Origin of the sequence: Alkalibaculum bacchi (assembly GCF_937875145.1) — a bacterium.
Taxonomy (GTDB): Bacteria; Bacillota; Clostridia; order Eubacteriales; family Alkalibacteraceae; genus Alkalibaculum; species Alkalibaculum bacchi_A.
Genome location: NZ_CALNCS010000161.1, coordinates 1 through 18,392 on the forward strand (window position 1 = coordinate 1; position 18,392 = coordinate 18,392).

The 18,392-nt window shown below is 34.5% G+C and carries 20 protein-coding genes; 15 read left to right on the forward strand and 5 right to left on the reverse strand.

From position 1 onward, the window contains the following. The 4 genes from Q7P22_RS09590 to dnaA all read right to left on the reverse strand — a co-directional run. Positions 1 to 255: AAA family ATPase (locus tag Q7P22_RS09590; RefSeq protein ID WP_303863627.1), on the reverse strand; the 255-nt coding region annotated here is incomplete at its 3' end. A gap of 53 nt (positions 256 to 308) precedes the next feature. Further along, positions 309 to 530, reverse strand: a complete 222-nt coding sequence (locus tag Q7P22_RS09595; protein ID WP_303863628.1) for an RNA-binding S4 domain-containing protein — start codon at positions 528 to 530, stop codon at positions 309 to 311. A gap of 91 nt (positions 531 to 621) precedes the next feature. Then, positions 622 to 1,728 carry a DNA polymerase III subunit beta gene (gene dnaN / locus Q7P22_RS09600; protein WP_113921050.1) on the reverse strand — a complete coding sequence of 369 codons (1,107 nt, stop codon included), beginning with the start codon at positions 1,726 to 1,728 and terminating at the stop codon, positions 622 to 624. A 235-nt stretch (positions 1,729 to 1,963) separates the two neighbouring features. After that, positions 1,964 to 3,313 carry a chromosomal replication initiator protein DnaA gene (dnaA, locus tag Q7P22_RS09605; RefSeq protein ID WP_113921049.1) on the reverse strand — a complete coding sequence of 450 codons (1,350 nt, stop codon included), beginning with the start codon at positions 3,311 to 3,313 and terminating at the stop codon, positions 1,964 to 1,966. Positions 3,314 to 3,748: 435 nt separating this feature from the next. On the opposite strand from dnaA, the gene Q7P22_RS09610 reads away from it, so the two are divergent. The 4 genes from Q7P22_RS09610 (at position 3,749) to Q7P22_RS09625 (ending at position 5,728) form a co-directional block, all read left to right on the forward strand. Continuing rightward, positions 3,749 to 4,324, forward strand: a complete 576-nt coding sequence (locus tag Q7P22_RS09610; protein ID WP_113921048.1) for a LemA family protein — start codon at positions 3,749 to 3,751, stop codon at positions 4,322 to 4,324. After that, positions 4,317 to 5,087, forward strand: coding sequence for a YgcG family protein (locus Q7P22_RS09615; RefSeq protein WP_303863632.1), 771 nt, complete (start codon positions 4,317 to 4,319; stop codon positions 5,085 to 5,087). Before Q7P22_RS09610 ends, Q7P22_RS09615 begins: the two co-directional genes overlap by 8 nt. Before the next feature lie 175 nt (positions 5,088 to 5,262). Then, positions 5,263 to 5,493, forward strand: a complete 231-nt coding sequence (locus Q7P22_RS09620) for a DUF1653 domain-containing protein (RefSeq protein WP_303863634.1) — start codon at positions 5,263 to 5,265, stop codon at positions 5,491 to 5,493. Beyond that, positions 5,486 to 5,728: a Smr/MutS family protein gene (locus Q7P22_RS09625; protein WP_303863636.1), complete on the forward strand. Its 243-nt coding sequence runs from the start codon at positions 5,486 to 5,488 to the stop codon at positions 5,726 to 5,728. Before Q7P22_RS09620 ends, Q7P22_RS09625 begins: the two co-directional genes overlap by 8 nt. A 156-nt stretch (positions 5,729 to 5,884) precedes the next feature. Here the strand turns inward: Q7P22_RS09625 and Q7P22_RS09630 are convergent, their stop codons facing one another. Further along, positions 5,885 to 6,097 (reverse strand): hypothetical protein, encoded by a 213-nt coding sequence (locus Q7P22_RS09630; protein ID WP_113921044.1) that lies wholly within the window; start codon positions 6,095 to 6,097, stop codon positions 5,885 to 5,887. Positions 6,098 to 6,314: 217 nt separating this feature from the next. Between Q7P22_RS09630 and Q7P22_RS09635 the strand changes: the two genes are divergently transcribed. The 11 genes from Q7P22_RS09635 to noc all read left to right on the forward strand — a co-directional run bounded on the left by Q7P22_RS09635 (position 6,315) and on the right by noc (position 17,842). Then, entirely contained in the window at positions 6,315 to 8,474 is a 2,160-nt protein-coding gene (locus Q7P22_RS09635; protein ID WP_303863638.1) for a type IA DNA topoisomerase, read from the forward strand. A 131-nt stretch (positions 8,475 to 8,605) separates the two neighbouring features. Continuing rightward, positions 8,606 to 10,525, forward strand: coding sequence for an ABC-F family ATP-binding cassette domain-containing protein (locus tag Q7P22_RS09640; protein ID WP_303863640.1), 1,920 nt, complete (start codon positions 8,606 to 8,608; stop codon positions 10,523 to 10,525). Between the two features lie 125 nt (positions 10,526 to 10,650). Beyond that, entirely contained in the window at positions 10,651 to 10,785 is a 135-nt protein-coding gene (gene rpmH, locus Q7P22_RS09645; protein WP_303863642.1) for a 50S ribosomal protein L34, read from the forward strand. A gap of 48 nt (positions 10,786 to 10,833) precedes the next feature. Beyond that, positions 10,834 to 11,169 carry a ribonuclease P protein component gene (gene rnpA, locus Q7P22_RS09650; RefSeq protein ID WP_303863644.1) on the forward strand — a complete coding sequence of 112 codons (336 nt, stop codon included), beginning with the start codon at positions 10,834 to 10,836 and terminating at the stop codon, positions 11,167 to 11,169. 4 nt (positions 11,170 to 11,173) lie between these two features. After that, positions 11,174 to 11,386, forward strand: a complete 213-nt coding sequence (yidD, locus tag Q7P22_RS09655) for a membrane protein insertion efficiency factor YidD (RefSeq protein WP_303863646.1) — start codon at positions 11,174 to 11,176, stop codon at positions 11,384 to 11,386. 23 nt (positions 11,387 to 11,409) lie between these two features. Next, positions 11,410 to 12,078: a YidC/Oxa1 family membrane protein insertase gene (locus tag Q7P22_RS09660; protein ID WP_303863648.1), complete on the forward strand. Its 669-nt coding sequence runs from the start codon at positions 11,410 to 11,412 to the stop codon at positions 12,076 to 12,078. A gap of 3 nt (positions 12,079 to 12,081) precedes the next feature. Next, entirely contained in the window at positions 12,082 to 12,708 is a 627-nt protein-coding gene (gene jag / locus Q7P22_RS09665; protein WP_303863651.1) for an RNA-binding cell elongation regulator Jag/EloR, read from the forward strand. 319 nt (positions 12,709 to 13,027) lie between these two features. Next, positions 13,028 to 14,410: a tRNA uridine-5-carboxymethylaminomethyl(34) synthesis GTPase MnmE gene (gene mnmE / locus Q7P22_RS09670; protein ID WP_303863652.1), complete on the forward strand. Its 1,383-nt coding sequence runs from the start codon at positions 13,028 to 13,030 to the stop codon at positions 14,408 to 14,410. A 7-nt stretch (positions 14,411 to 14,417) separates the two neighbouring features. Then, entirely contained in the window at positions 14,418 to 16,295 is a 1,878-nt protein-coding gene (mnmG, locus tag Q7P22_RS09675; protein ID WP_303863653.1) for a tRNA uridine-5-carboxymethylaminomethyl(34) synthesis enzyme MnmG, read from the forward strand. An 11-nt stretch (positions 16,296 to 16,306) separates the two neighbouring features. Then, positions 16,307 to 17,020 (forward strand): 16S rRNA (guanine(527)-N(7))-methyltransferase RsmG, encoded by a 714-nt coding sequence (gene rsmG / locus Q7P22_RS09680; protein WP_303863655.1) that lies wholly within the window; start codon positions 16,307 to 16,309, stop codon positions 17,018 to 17,020. A 12-nt stretch (positions 17,021 to 17,032) separates the two neighbouring features. Next, the gene (gene noc, locus Q7P22_RS09685; RefSeq protein ID WP_207657444.1) at positions 17,033 to 17,842 is read left to right on the forward strand and encodes a nucleoid occlusion protein; all 810 of its coding nucleotides are present in this window, start codon (positions 17,033 to 17,035) and stop codon (positions 17,840 to 17,842) included. The last annotated feature ends 550 nt before the right edge of the window (positions 17,843 to 18,392 follow it).

Genomic DNA, 18,392 nt, shown 5'->3' on the forward strand with positions numbered 1-18,392 from the left:
GGAAATCCGTACATGATCTTTGTAGTACTGTTTATGAAAAGTCCCTTCTAGAAGGCTGGATTCTCGATTCCATGAAATAATTTCACTCATGGTGTTTTTATACGACTTGCCCCTAGCCAAGACGTATACTGCTTCTAATAAACTTGTCTTTCCCTGAGCATTGTCTCCTATTATAATATTAATATTCGAGCTTAATTCAGTACTTAAGGCATTATAGTTTCTAAAATTACTTAGCTTTATATTAGATAAATACATTTTTTCCCCTTTTGCCCAGTCTAGCATCCTTCATAAACTTAACAGCCTTTTAGTTAATGCTCTTCGCCAATGACTTTTAAAGATTCAAAACCCTCTATTTCTACTACATCGCCTGGTCGAATCTTTTTTCCTCGCTGGATACACACTTCATCATTTACTTTAACAGCTCCATCAAGAACAATATGTTTAGCAACTGCTCCATTTTCTACAATGCCTGCAAACTTTAAAAGCTGATCTAATTTAATGAATTCCGTTTTTATCTCTATTATTTCCATATGAACACTCCTTTCATTTACTGCCCTAGCTGTAATCAGGCAAACCCACTAGTAGGTTTGCCTGATTACACAGTAGATACCTTTTGGCATCTTAATGTTCCATATATCGTACAGGTAAAATTAAATACGTATAGTTATCTCCAGTAATTGGTCTCAATACGCATGGGCTTACAGGTGTAGTAAATTCTAAATATACTTCCTCATCACTTATAACTTTAAGTACATCTATGAGATAAGTAGAATTAAACGCAATTTTTAAGGGGTCCCCTTCCATCTCTACCTCTACTTGTTCACATACCGTTCCTATTTCTGAATTAGACCGAATTTCAAGAGTATCATTAGAAAAATTCAACTTAATCAGATTACTTTCCCCACTGCCGACCATTAAAGAAGCTCTTTCCGAACTAGCCAGTAAGTCTCGAACATCTACCTTAACTTTAGTCGTATAGTTTTGAGGTATGATTTGATTGTAGTTTATAAATTCTCCCTCTAAGAGCCTTGATACGATTGAAGTCCCTCCTAATCTGAAGAGAATCTGGTTTTTGGAATACGACATATATATATTATCCTCACTGCTTAAAGAAGTAATTCTATAAAGTTCTGATAATGTCCTCTCAGGCACAACCTCTTTTAAACTAATGGGATTATCTATAAAACCTTGCCTTACTGCCAAACGATAGCCATCTAAAGCTACAAATTTTAGTATTCCATTTTGTAACTCAAGAAGTTCACCTGTCAATATAGGAATATTTTCATTTTTAGCTACAGAGAAAATAGTCTCTCGAATCATTCCCTTAAATAGTTCTTTTGGAACAGATATTTCTTGTGCAGAGTCTACTTCAGGCAGTTGAGGAAAATCATCTCCACTTTGACCTTGTATATTAAATTCAGAGTTCGAGCACTTAATATTGAGAACGTGATTTTCTTTTAGCTCTATTATAACGTCGTCATCAGGTAATTTTCTTACGATTTCTGAAATCAATTTTGCAGATATAACTACACTACCGCTGCTAATAATCTGTCCAGGTAATACGGTCTTAATACCAATTTCTAAATCCGTTCCCATTAAATAGATTGTATTGTCCACAATTCGAAATAAGATTCCTTCAAGAATAGGCATAGTTGTTTTATTCGATACTGCTTTTTGAACAATATTAACAGCATGATGTAGTGAATCTTTACTCGTAATAAAATTCATAAGTAGAGCCTCCGTATAATTAATTATTTATTTAAATTATTTTAGTAATAATAGTAGTAGGGGGTGTGAATTTGTTGATAAGTTAAAGTAGTCCTTTAAGTCTAAAATTATCCACGTTTATAACTTGTTGATAAAAGTTGAAATTAAAGAAAAGTTATTAAGATTTGTCCACAAGCGACTTAATGTTCACATATCTTATTTTAAGAGCATAATTTTGCTCTACATTGATAAAATATTAAGTATTGCCTTGTATTTCTTTCGTTATTCTTTGGATAAGGTTTCTAAAATCAAAGTTTGACTCGATTTCCTTGGCGATTTTATCATAAGCATGAATGACTGTAGAGTGATCCCTACCACCAAATTCCTCTCCAATTTTAGGTAAAGATAAATCCGTTAGTTCCCTAGATAAGTACATAGCTACTTGTCTAGGATAAGCAATAGCCCTTGTCCTCTTCTTTAAGTTAAAGTCCTCTACTTCAATGTTAAAGTATTTTGCAGTAATCTCTTTAATTAAATCGACAGTGATAATTTCTGGTTTGTTATTCGAGATGATGTCTTTTAAGGCTTCGTTCGCTACATCAACAGAGATCTTTTGATTTGTCAATTTCGAGAATGCATTTACTCTTATTAAAGCACCTTCTAGTTCACGAATATTAGACTGTATTTTACTAGCGATAAAGTTTAGTACATCGTTTGGAATATCCATCTCTTCTGTAGTAGCCTTTTTTTTCATGATGGCAATTCTTGTCTCTAGGTTTGGTGCTTGAATATCTGTAATGAGCCCCCATTCAAATCGAGAGCGAAGTCGATCTTCTAGGGTAGGTATTTCCTTTGGGGGCCTATCGCTAGAGATGACGATTTGTTTATTTGCCTCATGTAAAGCGTTAAAAGTATGAAAAAACTCCTCTTGAGTTCCTTCCTTACCGGTTAAAAATTGAATATCATCAATCAACAACACGTCTACATTTCTGTATTTATTTCGAAAAGATACATTTGTTCTGTTTTGAATCGAATCAATAAATTCGTTGGTAAAGGTCTCGCAAGAGACATATACTACCTTTTTATTAGACGATTGCTCTAGGGTGTAGTGACCGATTGAGTGCATTAAATGGGTCTTACCTAAACCTACTCCACCATAAATGAAGAGAGGATTGTACCTTTGAGCTGGAGCTTCTGCAACAGCAACGGAAGCTGCATGAGCAAAGCGATTGCTGTCTCCAATGACAAAAGTATCAAAGGTATATTTAGGGTTTAAATTCGTATTATCTGAGTAGCTTTGTTTATCTTGCTTAGTCTTTGAAATAGGCTGTTGAGTGTTATCTACAATAGGAGTAGAAGACGGTATTGTGAACTCGACAACAAGATTCTCACCTGTAACGTGTTTTAGTGAATTGACAATTAAGATGGAATATCTAGCTTCTAAAATACCTTTTGTAAAATCATTTTCTACGCCCAGGACAACTACATTATTAGAGTAAGAAATAGGTTCTATTCTTTTTATCCAAGTTTCGAAACTCACCTGGGTAATTTCTTCTTTAATAATTTTTAGAGTATCATTCCATAATTTGTCGAGATTTTTATCCATACGATTCCTCCTGAAGCTGCTTCTTGTTAATATCTATGTAGATAAATAAATGTGTTTTTGAAAAGAATTCAATTATAAACACCTGTTGACAAAAAGATATTCACAGGGCATAAAATGTAAAAAAGGGAGACTTCCCTTTCAAAACACATGAACATATCCACAAGTTATCAAGAATTTGTGGATATGTTTATAATATTTACATAAGTTATCAACATCTGTTTATATATAATAACAGAAAAAAATAATGGAATCAACGATTATGTGCATAAGGTGGACAATTATTCTCATTTTTTTCTGGAAAACCCATAATGCTTTCGTTTTCATTGGAAATATTATATAATATGGGTAAATAAAGGAGACATTGTAGAAAGTATAACAAGCAGTTGTAAATAGTATAAAAAATAACAAAGTATGAAATATTAAGGAGGTTTTATTATGAAAGGTTCTGGAAAAATACTTGTTATAATAGGTATTTTACTAGTAGCTTTAGTATTAGGCGGTATTGGAAGTTACAATAGTTTGGTAAACCAAAGAGAAACTGTGAATAATACATTAAGTCAAATTGATACGCAATTGCAGAGGAGAAATGATTTAATACCAAATTTAGTAGCTACTGTACAGAACTACGCACAACATGAAGAAGAGGTATTCACAGCAGTTGCCGATGCGAGAGCCCAATTAGCAGGGGCTACTACTATAGAGGAACAGGCTGAGGGGGATGCAGCATTGTCTGGTGCATTATCTCGATTGCTAGCCATTTCTGAAAATTATCCCGAGCTTAAGGCCAATACCAATTTTCTCAATTTGCAAGACGAATTAGCAGGAACAGAAAATAGAATTGCCAATAGTAGAAGAGATTATAATCAAGTTGCTCAGAGCTACAATACTAAGGTAAAGCGCTTTCCAACAGTGATTTTTGCGAATATTCTTGGATTTGATAGTGTGGATTATTTCCAAGCAGATGAAGGGGCTACAGAAAATCCTGATGTAGGAGAGTTATTTGGTGAATGATCATAGGAGATTTCGTAAGACCTTAGGGTTCCTCTTTCTTATAATAATTGTTTTTATGTCTTCAGGAGTAGCGGCAAGTGAAATTCCTTTACCTACTCCTGCTTTCTATGTAAATGATTATGCCAATGTTATTGATAGTCAAACAGAAGAGGAAATCATCCAAATTGGAACCGCACTAGAAAATAAGACAAAAGCTCAAGTTGTAGTGGTTACAGTAGAAGGAATTGGAGAAGTTCCCCTAGAAGAGTACACCATTGACTTGTTTCGAAAATGGGAAATTGGAGATTCTGAGGAAGACAATGGAGTATTGTTATTTCTAGATGCAGAAGGCAGATGGTCTCGAATTGAAGTTGGATACGGCTTAGAAGGCACTTTAACAGATGGAAAAACAGGTAGAATTCAAGATGATTATATGCTTCCTTACTATTCTGAAGGTAATTATAGCGAGGGAATACTACAAGGTTTTTATGTTGTCGTAAATGAAATCTACAAAGAATATGGTTATGAAGAAAATTATATCGGAGATGGAATTGTAGTAGAAGATCAGAATCAAAATGAAGGACCTTCTCCTCTAGCGGTTATTGTAGCACTTATCTTTATCGTTCCTTTGATCATTTTAGATTTTAAGTTTACAGGAGGAGTAATTACCTATACTGTCCTTAGATCGATTGGTAGAGGCGGTTCACGTGGTGGAGGAAGAGGCGGAGGCCGATCTGGTGGAGGAGGTAGTGCTGGAGGCGGTGGAAGTTCTAGAGGATTTTAAGCAAAGGAAAGCGTTTTTTAGCACTTTCCTTTGCTAGTTACTAGCATTATGGTAGTCCTTTTAGGTCTTTTGGTGAAAAAAGAAAGTTTAACTACTTAAAAGGTTTTACATAGAACATATAATGTAAAACTTAGAATTAAAGTGTAGATAGCTTAAAAAATATATAGGTGAAAATATGAATACATTAAAAATAAACGCAGTGTATAGACATTTCAAGGGAAAGGACTACTTACTTCTTTATATTGCTCAACACTCTGAAACTATGGACGATATGGTTGTGTATCAAGCTCTTTATGGTGAGCGGGGTATATGGGTCAGACCTTTGAGCATGTGGACGGAAAAAGTGGAGTACCAAGGAGAAATCGTAGAAAGATTTAGATTAGTAGAGGATAGAAACAATGGATAATTCATTAGAAGTAGACCTCCATGGAATGACTGTAATGGAGGCTAGAAGTTTCTTACAAAAAGTTTTTAAAAATTTAAGTATAAATATAACAGAAGTAGTCGTAATACACGGAAACAATAGAGGCGATAAATTAGCCAATATGGTCCGAAAAGATTTTAAGCACAAGAGGATTGATCGGAAAATTTTATCCTTAAACGGTGGGATTACCATACTTAGGTTAAAAATGGACTGTTAGCTAGATTTTTAGTTGGAATGTTGGAAAATTTAATGAGTGAAAGCCAATAAAAAGAAATATTACTAGCATATAAATGCAATTGCAGATTTCCCGTCCAACCGACCAATCGTCCAACGAACCAACCAAAAAGCTCCAGTTGTTTGGCATTGTTAAATATTACAAATCTCTAAGTTCCTTATCAATCTTATCAATTAAGCTTTGTGGTGCTTTTTCTGGGCCAGCTTTTTTTGCTATTTGTTCTAATGTTAAACCCATAGCCAGCTTTAACATAGGGTGCTTTAGTTCTTCACTGAAATATTTTTCTAACACTCTTCTTCCATTTGGATCTTTAAATACATCTTTTAATTTTGATTTTATACTTAAAGACATCTCAATCACCTCAAAGATACTTATGAGGGTTTTTTATCTTTTATGTTGAAATCTATAAAAATAGATTATATACTTGTCTACATTGTGCCGATTTTAGGTGTTTGTATGCTAATTATAATGAAAAAGCAAATATCAATTGCGCAGATGTTATAATAAGATAAAACGATGTACGTGTTATAATAACGAGCAGTTTTTGTTAATATAAAGGGGTTTTGTAATGAAAGTAATTATCGCAGAAAAGCCATCTGTAGCGAAGAATATCGCTGATGCAGTTCATTCTAATAAGAGGAAGAATGGGTATTTTGAAGGCAATGATTATTTAGTTACCTGGGCTTTTGGTCATCTCCTAGAATTATTAGATGCAAAAGATTATGATTCAAAGATGTCTAGCTGGCGAATGGAGAACTACCCTTTTATCCCACAAAGCTTTGAATACAAAGTCAAATCAAATAGTAAAAATCGTGCTATTGTGGATGAAGGTGCTTTTAAGCAAATTGAGCTCATTAAGGAACTCATTAATAAAGAAGGTGTAAATGGAGTAATATCAGCTTGTGACTACGATCGTGAAGGGCAGATTATTGGAGATATTATTTTAGAATACTTACACGTAAATAAAAGCGTAGAGAGGCTCTTGTTAAATGAATGGACGCCAACAGAAGTAAAAGCAGGGCTTGAAAAATTAAAGCCTAATAGTACAATGGAGCCCCTGAGAGATGCAGGGATTAGCAGGCAGTGGGCTGATTGGGTTATTGGGATTAATCTAACCAGCGTTGCAACATTAAAATATCAGAGAGGGTCAGGGAGACCTTTAAATATTGGTCGAGTGCTCTTGCCAACTCTTAAAATCATATACGATAGAGATATGGAAATCGAACAGTTTAAACCAGAGGCCTTTTATAAATTGATGGCAGATTTCAAGACAAAAAGTGGAGAAGTATATGAGGGAATCTATACCTTAGAGAATAAGGATAAATTCCCAGAAAAAGCCTTACTTCAAGTAGTTCAAAAGGCAATTAAAGATCAAGATGGCATTATAATAGACAAGCAAGTAGAAAAAAAGAAGGAATATCCACCTAGCTTATTTAATCTATCAAATCTGCAAGGTCATGTGACAAGCAAATATAAAGGTTGGACTTCAGATAAAGTATTGAAGATAGCTCAGAGTTTATATGAGAAGAAATTCATAACTTATCCTAGAACAGCCAGTATGGCCCTAGAGGAATCACTAACATCAAAAGCTCAAAAAGTATTAAATACAGTTAAAAAAGGCTTAGCCTATGAAGATGAGATTATATTTTCAATCAACAAGAGAGTCTTTGATAATAGCAAAGTAGAAAGCCATAGCGCTATTATACCAACTTATTTGCTGCCAAAAGGCTTAGATGGCGATGAAAAAATTGTATATGAAGCTGTAAAAAATCGTTTTATTATGCAGTTTATGCCTATAGCAGAACATGAAGAGGCTACTCTTGTCACTAAGGTAGATGTAGAAGAAGCAAAGGGTACATTCATCTCAAAAGGTCGAATTCAGCTTACAAAGGGTTGGAAAAAGGTAGAGGATATCCAGTCAAAGGACAAGACTTTACCAATGGCGGTAAAAGGCGACATCGTTCATACGATGAAAACAAAGATACAAGAGAAAAAAACCCTACCTCCAAAAAAACATACAGAAAAGACTCTTCTAAGAGTAATGGAGACTTGTGGAAAAAAATATAAGGATGGAGAACAGGATTCAGAAGAGGTACAAGCCATATTAAGCGGTTTTAGTATTGGAACGCCAGCAACTCGGGCAGAAACCATAAAAAAATTAGAGACGGTTGGATATATTGAGAGAAGTGGAAAAAATCTCACAGTAACAGATATGGGAAAAAGATTAGTAGAGATGTTTCCTGTTAAGGAATTACTCGATTTAGAGTATACAGGTAGATTGGAAAAATCATTATCTGAAATTGAAAAAGGGCAATTAAAAAAACAAGAATTTTTAAATGAAATCTTTATGTTTACTACATCAGCTGTAGATGTAATAAAAAAAGATGAATTTCACATTATTAATGAAATCAAGCCAAAGGATGAAAAAAAACACGAAAGTTTAGGAAAGTGCCCTCTATGTAAAAGCGATGTAATTGAAGGAACGAAAGGCTATGGATGTAGTAATTGGAAAGCAGGTTGTAAATTCGTAGTTTGGAAAAACGATAAATTTTTAGAGGCTCTAAAAGTAAGACCTACAAAAGAAGTTGTCATAAAACTATTAGAAGAAGGAAAAGTCTACGGCAATCACTTTATAAGCAAAAAAGGAAAACGCTTTACAGCTTATCTATATTATGAGAAAAATAAAGAAAATGATTACTTTAGTTGGAGAATGGAGTTTCCGAAGTAAGGTGGTAAGGTGGTAAGCTTCAAGGTGGTAAGCAAAACCCCTAAGCGACTAATGGTGGCTACTATGCTTTTACTTACCACCTTACTACCTTATCACCTTACCACCTGCATTTTTAGAAAGGCGTTGATTAAATGAGTATACTTACGGCAGATAATTTATCGAAAAGTTATGGTGAAAAGGTGCTTTTTAAAAATATATCTTTTAGTATTGTAGATGAAAAGATTGGTCTTATTGGAATCAATGGTACTGGGAAATCTACTCTTTTAAAGATTATAGCGGGTATGGAACCTAGTGAAAGTGGGAATATTCAGATGACTAGCGGTATGAAAATTGAATATTTACCTCAAGATCCTGAATTTGATGAGGATTCCAGTATACTTGAACAAGTTTTTAAGGGTGATTCTAAAGTATTGAGATTAATCAGAGATTATCAAAACGCTCTAGAGGAGATAAGCAAAGAGCCTGAAAACGAAAAAATCCAAAGAAGGCTTTCTCAGCTTAGTAATGAAATGGATTCAAATGATGCTTGGGGTATGGAAAATCAGATTAAAACTATTTTAACAAGATTGGGGATTCAGGATTATAGCAGGAAAATTAGTACCTTATCTGGCGGTCAAAAAAAGAGGGTAGCTTTAGCTAGTGCACTAGTGACTCCTTGTGATTTGCTCATACTAGACGAACCTACTAACCACTTAGATAATAAGATGATTGATTGGTTAGAAGGGCATATAAAGAGTAGGACTGGTTCTTTACTTATGATCACTCATGATCGGTATTTCTTAGACCGAGTCGTAACAAAGATTATGGAATTAGATAAGGGTCATCTATATATCTACGAAGGAAATTACACTCATCATATTGAGAAAAAGCTTGAAAGACAAGAGTTGGCAAGTTCTATGGAGCGAAAGAGGCAAAACCTTTATCGTCAAGAACTAGCCTGGATCAAGAGAGGTGCTAGAGCTCGAACTACAAAGCAAAAGGCTAGAATCCAACGTTTCGAAGCTATAAAAGACGCAAAAGTGGATATAGAAGAAACCCAAATAGAGATCAGCAGCGTTCATTCTAGATTAGGTCAAAAGATTATTGAAATTGAGGATTTACACAAAAGCTTTGGAAACAAACATATTGTGGATGAATTTTCTTATACCTTTCAAAAAGATGACCGAATAGGCGTCATCGGTGACAATGGAGCAGGTAAAACAACTCTATTAAATCTTATTATAGGAAAATTGAGTCCAGATCACGGGGCAGTCACCTTAGGAGAAACGGTCAAATTAGCTTACTTTTCTCAGCAAATAGAAGAAATGGATGAATCCCTTCGAGCAATTGAGTATATAAAGAAAACAGCAGAATTTGTGACTACTTCTGATGGCAATAAAATAAGTGCTTCTCAAATGATGGAAAAATTTCTTTTTCCTTCAGACTTGCAGTGGACGCCAATTTATAAGCTTTCAGGTGGAGAAAAGCGTAGGCTATACCTTATGAAAATTCTTATAGACTCGCCTAATATATTAGTACTAGACGAGCCTACAAACGATATTGACATCGATACTTTAAATGTATTAGAAGGGTATATTGACGATTTTAGGGGTCCTGTTATAACCGTATCTCATGACCGATACTTTTTAGACCGAATTTGTAATAAGATCTTTCATTTAGATGGAAAGGGAAAAATCACACAATATACTGGAAATTATTTTGATTATATAGAAGAAACCCGTAGTAATTGGAATAGTAATTCTTCTATAGAAGCTACTGTAGAATCTTCTATAGAAGAAAAAAGCAAAGCTCCTATTTTAGAATCAAGGAACGAAAAAACCAAAACAAAATTATCTTACAATGAAAAAAGAGAATACGAAAGTATAGATGGCGAAATTGAATTGCTAGAAGAAAAGCTTGACCATATTTCTACAGAAATATCTTTATATTCCAGTGAATTTGAAAAACTTCAAGTATTAATGGAAGAAAAGGACAAAATAGAAGAAGAACTACTGTATAAAATGGAAAGACAAGAATACCTTAATCATTTAGTAGAGGCATTTGAGAAGTAGTATGGTACTTGCGAATTTTCTTGACAAGCCCTATCTTTGAATATATAATTTTAGGGTGAAACGTTAAATAGAAAAATATGAAATATATTTATTAATAAATGTATTGCCAGTGGGAGGTGTTCCAGATGAAACAGACTTATCAACCAAAGAAAAGAAAAAGATCTAGAGTTCATGGTTTTAGAAAGAGAATGGCTAGTAGTACAGGTCAAAATGTTCTTAACAACAGACGAAGAAAAGGAAGAAAGCGATTATCAGCTTAAGGCCGCATATTGTGGCCTTTTTATCAACCTATAAAAGTAGGCGAACAAATGGGAAAGATTGAATCTTTTAGCAACAGAACATTTCAAAAAGTCTATAAGAAGGGTAAATCCTATGGCAATAAGTTGCTTGTCATGTACTATGTAGAAAATGATTTACACTACAACAGACTAGGCATTACAGTAAGTAAGAAAAATGGCAATAGTGTAGTTCGACACCGAATAAAAAGGCTGATTAAAGAGAGTTACAGAATAAACGCCAAAAAATTTATAAGCGGATATGATATAATCTTTATTGCAAGGGTAGGCATAGAGTCTAGCTCTTTTTCTCAAGTAGAGAGTGCAGTAAAGCATCTGATGAAGAAAAATAATCTAGTGAAAAAGTGATCAAATGATTAAAAAAATTTTCTTACTTGGTATAAGATTCTATCAAAAGTTTATTTCACCTTTACTGCCAGGCAGGTGTAGGTTTTATCCTACATGTTCCCAGTATTGTTACGAAGCTTTTGAGAAATATGGTGCAGTAAAAGGTTTTTTCCTGTCCATAAACAGGTTGAGAAAATGTCATCCTTTTCATCCAGGAGGGTATGACCCATTATTGTGAAAAGGTAATTTAGGGAGGAATATATGACCATATTATACGAGTTGTTTGGTAGTATGCTATATTATATATATAACTTTGTAGGAGATTATGGTATAGCAATTATTCTGTTTTCTCTTATTGCAAAATTAATATTATTGCCTATTAATATCAAACAAACAAAGTCTATGCATGAAACAACTAGGATTCAACCTGAAATACAAAAGATACAAAAAAAATATAAAGACAATCCAGAAAAGCTTAACGAAGAAACGATGAAATTGTATAAAGAACACAGTATTAATCCTGTGGGTGGATGCTTACCTCTTCTTATTCAAATGCCTATCATAATCGGTTTGTATAGAGTATTACAACAACCTCAAATATATGTATTTGGCTCTCAAGAAGTATATGATGCTATTGACAAAGCTTTTTTGTGGTTACCTAGTTTAGGACAACCGGATCCACTCCACATACTTCCAATTCTTGCAGCAGTAACTACCTACCTGTATATGAGTACTTCTCAAACTCCAGGTGGTAATGAACAAGCTCAACAAATGAACCAGTCCATGAAAATTATGTCACCACTTTTAATTGGCTTTATGGCGTGGACATTTCCATCTGGTTTAGCATTGTACTGGGTTATTCAAAATATATTCACCTTTGTACAACAAATTTTTATGAGATCACTTTTTACCCAAGAGGGAGGTAAATAGCTTATGAAAGCTGTAGTTGCAACTGGAAAGACAGTAGAAGAGGCTATTGAGACGGCAGTTAAAGAATTAAATACAACTAAAGATAAAGTTGAAACAAAAGTTTTAGAACTTCCTAGCAGTGGATTTATGAGCTTATTTCGAAGTAAGCTTGCAAAAGTAGAAGTAACTTTACAGCTTGATTTGTGTGATATTGCCGCAGATTTCTTAAAGGAAGTTTGCCATGCTATGAATATTGATGCTCATATTGACGCAAAATTAGAAGATAATATCTTATTTATTGAGTTGAAAGGCGAGAGTATGGGCGTCTTAATCGGTCGAAGAGGACAAACCTTAGATTCTCTACAGTATTTGACTAGTTTAGTGGTTAATAAGGAATCTGAACAGTATATTAGAGTGAACTTAGATACTGAGAATTATCGCAAAAAGAGAGAAGTCACACTAATAGAATTAGCAGGAAAGCTGGCACACAAAGTAGAAAAAACTCGTAGAAAAATCGAATTAGAACCTATGAACCCTTATGAGAGGCGAATCATTCATTCGACTCTTCAGAAAAACAAGAATGTACATACGTACAGTCAAGGGGAAGAGCCCTTTAGGAAAGTTGTCATAGATGTAAAAAAGACCAGTTAAAGCTGGTCTTTTTCCGTGAACTAACGAGCCGAGCAAAACCAATAAGAAAGCGCCTCGGCGCTTTAGTCAGCAACCCTGATAGGGGTAATACCATTCAATTTATCTCGCCTTTCGGGCATAATAAATTAGGTATTACTATTAAGTAACCAGCTATCAGTCACCAGCATCTTGGATCTAGGATTGGCAGGTCAAGATTTTTCGCTGCGCTCAGGATGACTTAAGTAATAGTTGGATTAAAAAGAAGCACTTTTTTATCAAATAAAATAAAGATTAAATGTTAAACTAAATAAATAAGTATATAAGTACGAGGTGACAAAATTTGAATAGTTATGTTACAGATACAGTTGCTGCTATTTCAACACCTGTAGGTTTTTCTGGCATAGGAATTGTCCGAATGACAGGAAGCCAGGCTTTTCATATAATAAATAAGGTATTTAAGCCAAAGGGAAAAAGTTTTGAAGAATACGACGATAAAAAAATTATTTACGGTCATATTATAGATCCAAAAGATGAAAGAATAGTTGATGAGGTTCTTGTATCTAAAATGATTGGTCCAAATACTTACACAAGAGAAGATATTGTAGAAATCAATTGCCATGGAGGAATTGTACCCGTTCGAAACATCTTAAATTTGCTCGTAGAAAATGGCGCAAATATAGCTGGCCCTGGAGAGTTTACAAAGAGAGCATTTATGAATGGACGTATTGACTTAACCCAAGCAGAAGCGATTATCGATATTATTAACGCAAAGACCAATAAGAGTTTAGATATTTCTATGAAACAATTAGAAGGAAGTTTATCAAAAAAAATAAGTGAGATAAGACAATTGCTCATTAAAATGTTAGCTCACTTAGAGGCTACTATAGATTATCCAGAGTATGATATAGAGGATATGTCCTATGACGAGATATTACAGAACACAAGAGAAGCTCATGACATGGTTCAAAACTTACTTTATCATTCTCAAAATGGACGGTTGATACGAGAAGGTGTAAATACTGCCATAATCGGGAAACCTAATGTAGGAAAATCTTCCTTACTCAATTCTTTACTAGGGGAAAAGAGGGCTATTGTAACGGAGATTCCAGGTACTACTAGGGACACTATCGAAGAATATATTACTATTGAAGGAATTCCCTTTAAGATTATAGATACAGCAGGTGTAAGAGAGACAGAAAATATCATTGAAAAAATAGGCATTGAGAAGTCCGTTGAAATATTAGAAAAAAGCGATTTAGTATTACTTATACTTGATGGAAGCCAGCCTTTAGATGAAGAAGATTTCGAATTATTAAAATTAATTCAAGCTCGAAATTCTCTGCTGATACTAAATAAGCTAGACAAAGAAACGATAATAAAGCCTGAAGACCTTTTAAAATATGAAAAAGAAATTGTTCAAATTTCAGCTGTAGAGGAAATTGGATTAGAGGAACTAAAGAAAAAGATGTTAGATAAAGTTAGCGCTGAAGGATTTGAATTAGAATCTTTTGAGATTGTCACAAATATCAGGCATATTCATCTATTAGAAGAGTCTCTAAAAAGTCTAAAAAGTGCGATTGGTACTATAGAAGCTTCTATGCCTTTAGAAATCGTATCTACTGATATAACAGAAGCTCTTAATCTCCTTGGCGAAATTACAGGAGATACAATACATGAGCAACTAATGCATGAAATTTTCAGTAATTTTTGTATAGGAAAGTAGGAAGAACATGAGTTACAATGGAGGACAATATGAAGTAATAGTAGTAGGTGGAGGCCATGCAGGCTGTGAAGCTGCACTTGCTAGTGCAAGAATGGGTCTGAAAACTCTATTATTAACTATGAATATAGATTCGATTGCTATGATGCCATGTAATCCCAATATTGGGGGAACAGGTAAGGGGCATTTAGTAAGAGAAATAGATGCCTTAGGTGGAGAGATGGGCAAAAATATCGATAAGACCATGATTCAATGTCGCATGCTCAATACATCTAAGGGTCCAGCAGTTCACTCTCTTAGAGCTCAAGCAGATAAACATAAATATCAGTTGGAAATGAAAAAGACTGTAGAGGCTCAGGAAAATCTTGTGTTGAAACAACACGAAGTTGTTGATTTAATTGTTGAAGACAAAAAAATAAGCGGTGTTAAGACCAAAACAGGTGCTATTTTTAGTAGCCCTACAGTGATCCTTACTACAGGCACTTATATGGATTCTCAAATTATTATTGGGGATATTAGTTATAGTGGAGGGCCAAATGGATTATTTCCATCTATTGGTTTATCTGAAAAGTTGAAGGATTTAGATATTGATATTATGAGGTTTAAAACAGGTACTCCTGCTCGAATCGATAAAAACACGGTGGATTTTGATAAAATGCAGATTCAAAATGGTGATGAAGTAATCGTACCATTTTCTTTTGAAACGGAAAAAATCGATATTGAGCAAGTTCCCGTCTATTTAACTTATACGAATGAAAAAACGCATCAAGTCATTCGAGATAATTTACACAGATCTCCCCTATTTAGCGGAAATATAAAGGGGGTTGGAGCTAGGTACTGTCCTTCTATAGAAGATAAAATTGTTCGTTTTGCAGATAAGCCTAAGCATCAAGTTTTTGTAGAACCAGAAGGACTTGATACAAATGAAATGTACGTACAAGGCATGTCTTCTAGCTTGCCTGAAGAAGTTCAATTAGAGGTCCTTAAAACAATAGAGGGATTAGAGCGTGCAGAGGTGGTTCGATCTGCTTATGCAATAGAATACGATAATATTGACCCAATGCAATTAGATGCTTCCTTAGAATGTAAGGCCATAGAAGGTCTTTTCTTTGCTGGCCAGGTAAATGGCACTTCAGGTTATGAAGAAGCAGGCGCCCAAGGGATTATTGCAGGAATCAATGCTGCTAGAAAAGTACAGAGAAAAGATCCTCTTATAATAGATCGTTCAGAAGGCTATATTGGCGTACTAATTGACGATATTGTTACAAAAGGTACCAATGAACCCTACCGTATGATGACCTCTCGAAGCGAATACCGACTACTTCTGAGACAAGATAATGCAGATATTCGATTAACAGAGAAAGGTTATGAAGTAGGTCTTATAAGTGAAGAAAGATACAAGAGATTTAAAGACAAATACAAGGGAATACATGATGAAATTGAAAGATTAAATAAAGTGATTGTAAAGCCAGATGCGAAGACAAATGAATATCTTGAAAGCATCAAGAGTACCCCTTTAAAAAGCGGTATTAGGCTCATTGAACTGTTAAAGAGACCTGAGATACGATATGAACACTGTCATGTGGTTGACCCTGATAGACCTGATTTGCCTAAATCTATTACAGATGAAGTAGAAATCCAGATAAAATACGAAGGCTATATTAACAAACAAATGCTACAAGTGGAGCAACACAAAAAACTGGAAAAGAGAAAGTTGCCAAATGATATCGATTATTTATCTATAAAGGGACTTCGATTAGAAGCTCAGCAAAAATTGGATAAGATAAAACCAACTTCCCTAGGACAGGCCAGCAGGATATCAGGAGTATCCCCTGCTGATATTTCAGTGTTGATGGTTTATTTAGAGCAATTTAGAAGAAGAACATAGGTGATTTATAAATGGAAGAAAAAAAGTTACTTGTTAGTACTTTAAACCAATTAAATATTCCCATAGAGGATGAGCAAGCAGATGCGCTCTTATCCTTTATGGAGATTTTACTAGAGGCAAACAAACACATTAATTTGACGTCTATTACAGAGCCTGAAGATTTTATCCTAAAACATATTGTAGATTCTTTGATTATGCTCTCTAAAGATTATGTTAAAGAAGGTATTAAAGTGTTGGATCTAGGAACAGGAGGCGGATTTCCTGGTATTCCATTAAAGATTTTATACCCCGAAATTCAAATTACTTTAGTAGATTCTGTAGGCAAAAAACTAAAGTTTATTGACGATGCAGCTAGGAATTTAGGTATAAAAGTAGAATTAGTGCATGAAAGAGCTGAAATTTTAGGAAAAAATAAAAAATATAGAGAAAAATATGATATAGTTATATCAAGAGCTGTTGCAAATATGCAGACTTTGTCAGAACTGTGTTTACCTTTAGTAAAGGTAGATGGTCTCATGATTGCATCCAAGGGTCCAAAATACAATGAAGAATTGGATGCAGCAAAAAACGCTATGAAAATTTTAGGTGGACAAGTGAAATCTATAGAAGATTGTACTATTCCTATTGCAGAGTTAGAAAGACATGTTATCATTATCGAAAAAACAAATGCTACGCCAGCAGCATATCCTAGGAAGCCTGGAATGCCAAATAAAAACCCTTTGTAGTGGAGGATGTATATGGAAAGTAAAAAATTGAATATTCAGTATATACCCGTTGAATTTATTAAGCCAAACCCTTATCAACCTAGGACAAAGTTTGCAAAAGGTGCTTTAGAGGATTTGGCTAATTCCATAAAGGAATACGGTGTTCTACAACCTATTAATGTGAGGAAATTCAACGAAAATTCCTATGAATTGATCTCAGGAGAAAGAAGATTAAGAGCATCTAAACTAGCAGGGTTAACTGAGATACCAGCTATTATCAGTGAAGTAATAGAAGTAGATTCTGCTGTAATGGCATTAATTGAAAACATTCAAAGAGAAAATTTAAACTACATAGAAGAAGCAGAGAGCTATAATCAATTAATGTCTAGACACAATTTAACTCAAGATCAAATTGCTCAAAAAGTTGGTAAAAATCAATCTACAGTAGCAAATAAGCTTCGCCTTTTAAGATTAAACCATGATGTAAGAAGAGAATTACTAGAGAATAATCTTTCAGAAAGGCATGCAAGAGCACTACTTCGACTACCAGAAGAAGATTTGCAAAAAGAAGCCCTCCAAGCAATCATAAGTAAAAAACTTAATGTAAAGAAATCTGAAGATCTTATAGAAAAAATACGGGATAATGTACTCAACAATAATCACGAAGAAAAACTCACCAAAAACTCTCGATCCCGCATTAAAAGTTTCATTAATATGAGAATATATCTAAATACCATAAAAAACGCCTATAATGAAATCTTAAAGACTGGAATACAAGCAGATTACAAAGAAAAAGATATGGGCGATAAAATAGAGATTAAAATAACCATAAATAAGAAATAAGTGAGAAATAAATGAGAAGGATGCCTTAGGGCATCTTTTTTTTAACTAGCAAGGTTCTACTTTGGGACTAAGCTATTATTTAAATCCTCTTTATATGTAATTGAATCTTTGACCTGTAAAATTTGACTCCACCACTGATGGATGAAGACTGGCCGCTGATGGCTAACGCGCCGCAGGCGCTCTTCTTGTTTAATAGGAAAGTCCTACTTTTAACCTTAACTTCTAGCTCAGTCATTCTGAGTGTAAGCGAAGGATCTGTGCGCCACGAAGTGCGTACATTATAGCGGGTGGAAATCCCGTCTGGTAAGAGCTAGCCACTCGCCAGTATCTAGCCTTGGGCTTTGTTTGGTAACAAACAGGGTCAAGCGTAGGCAAGAGAGATAGTAGGCCGAAATGAATGCACGAAGGGACTGAGCCCCGTAATCGCTTATATTGAGAAGGTTCATGTTGTGGATCCGGCAGAAAACAATATTTAGTAATACGATATGGCGAGCGTTACTAAACTTCTCCGGGGTCGGAGACCTTGGCATGCTATACATTAGTAATGTAC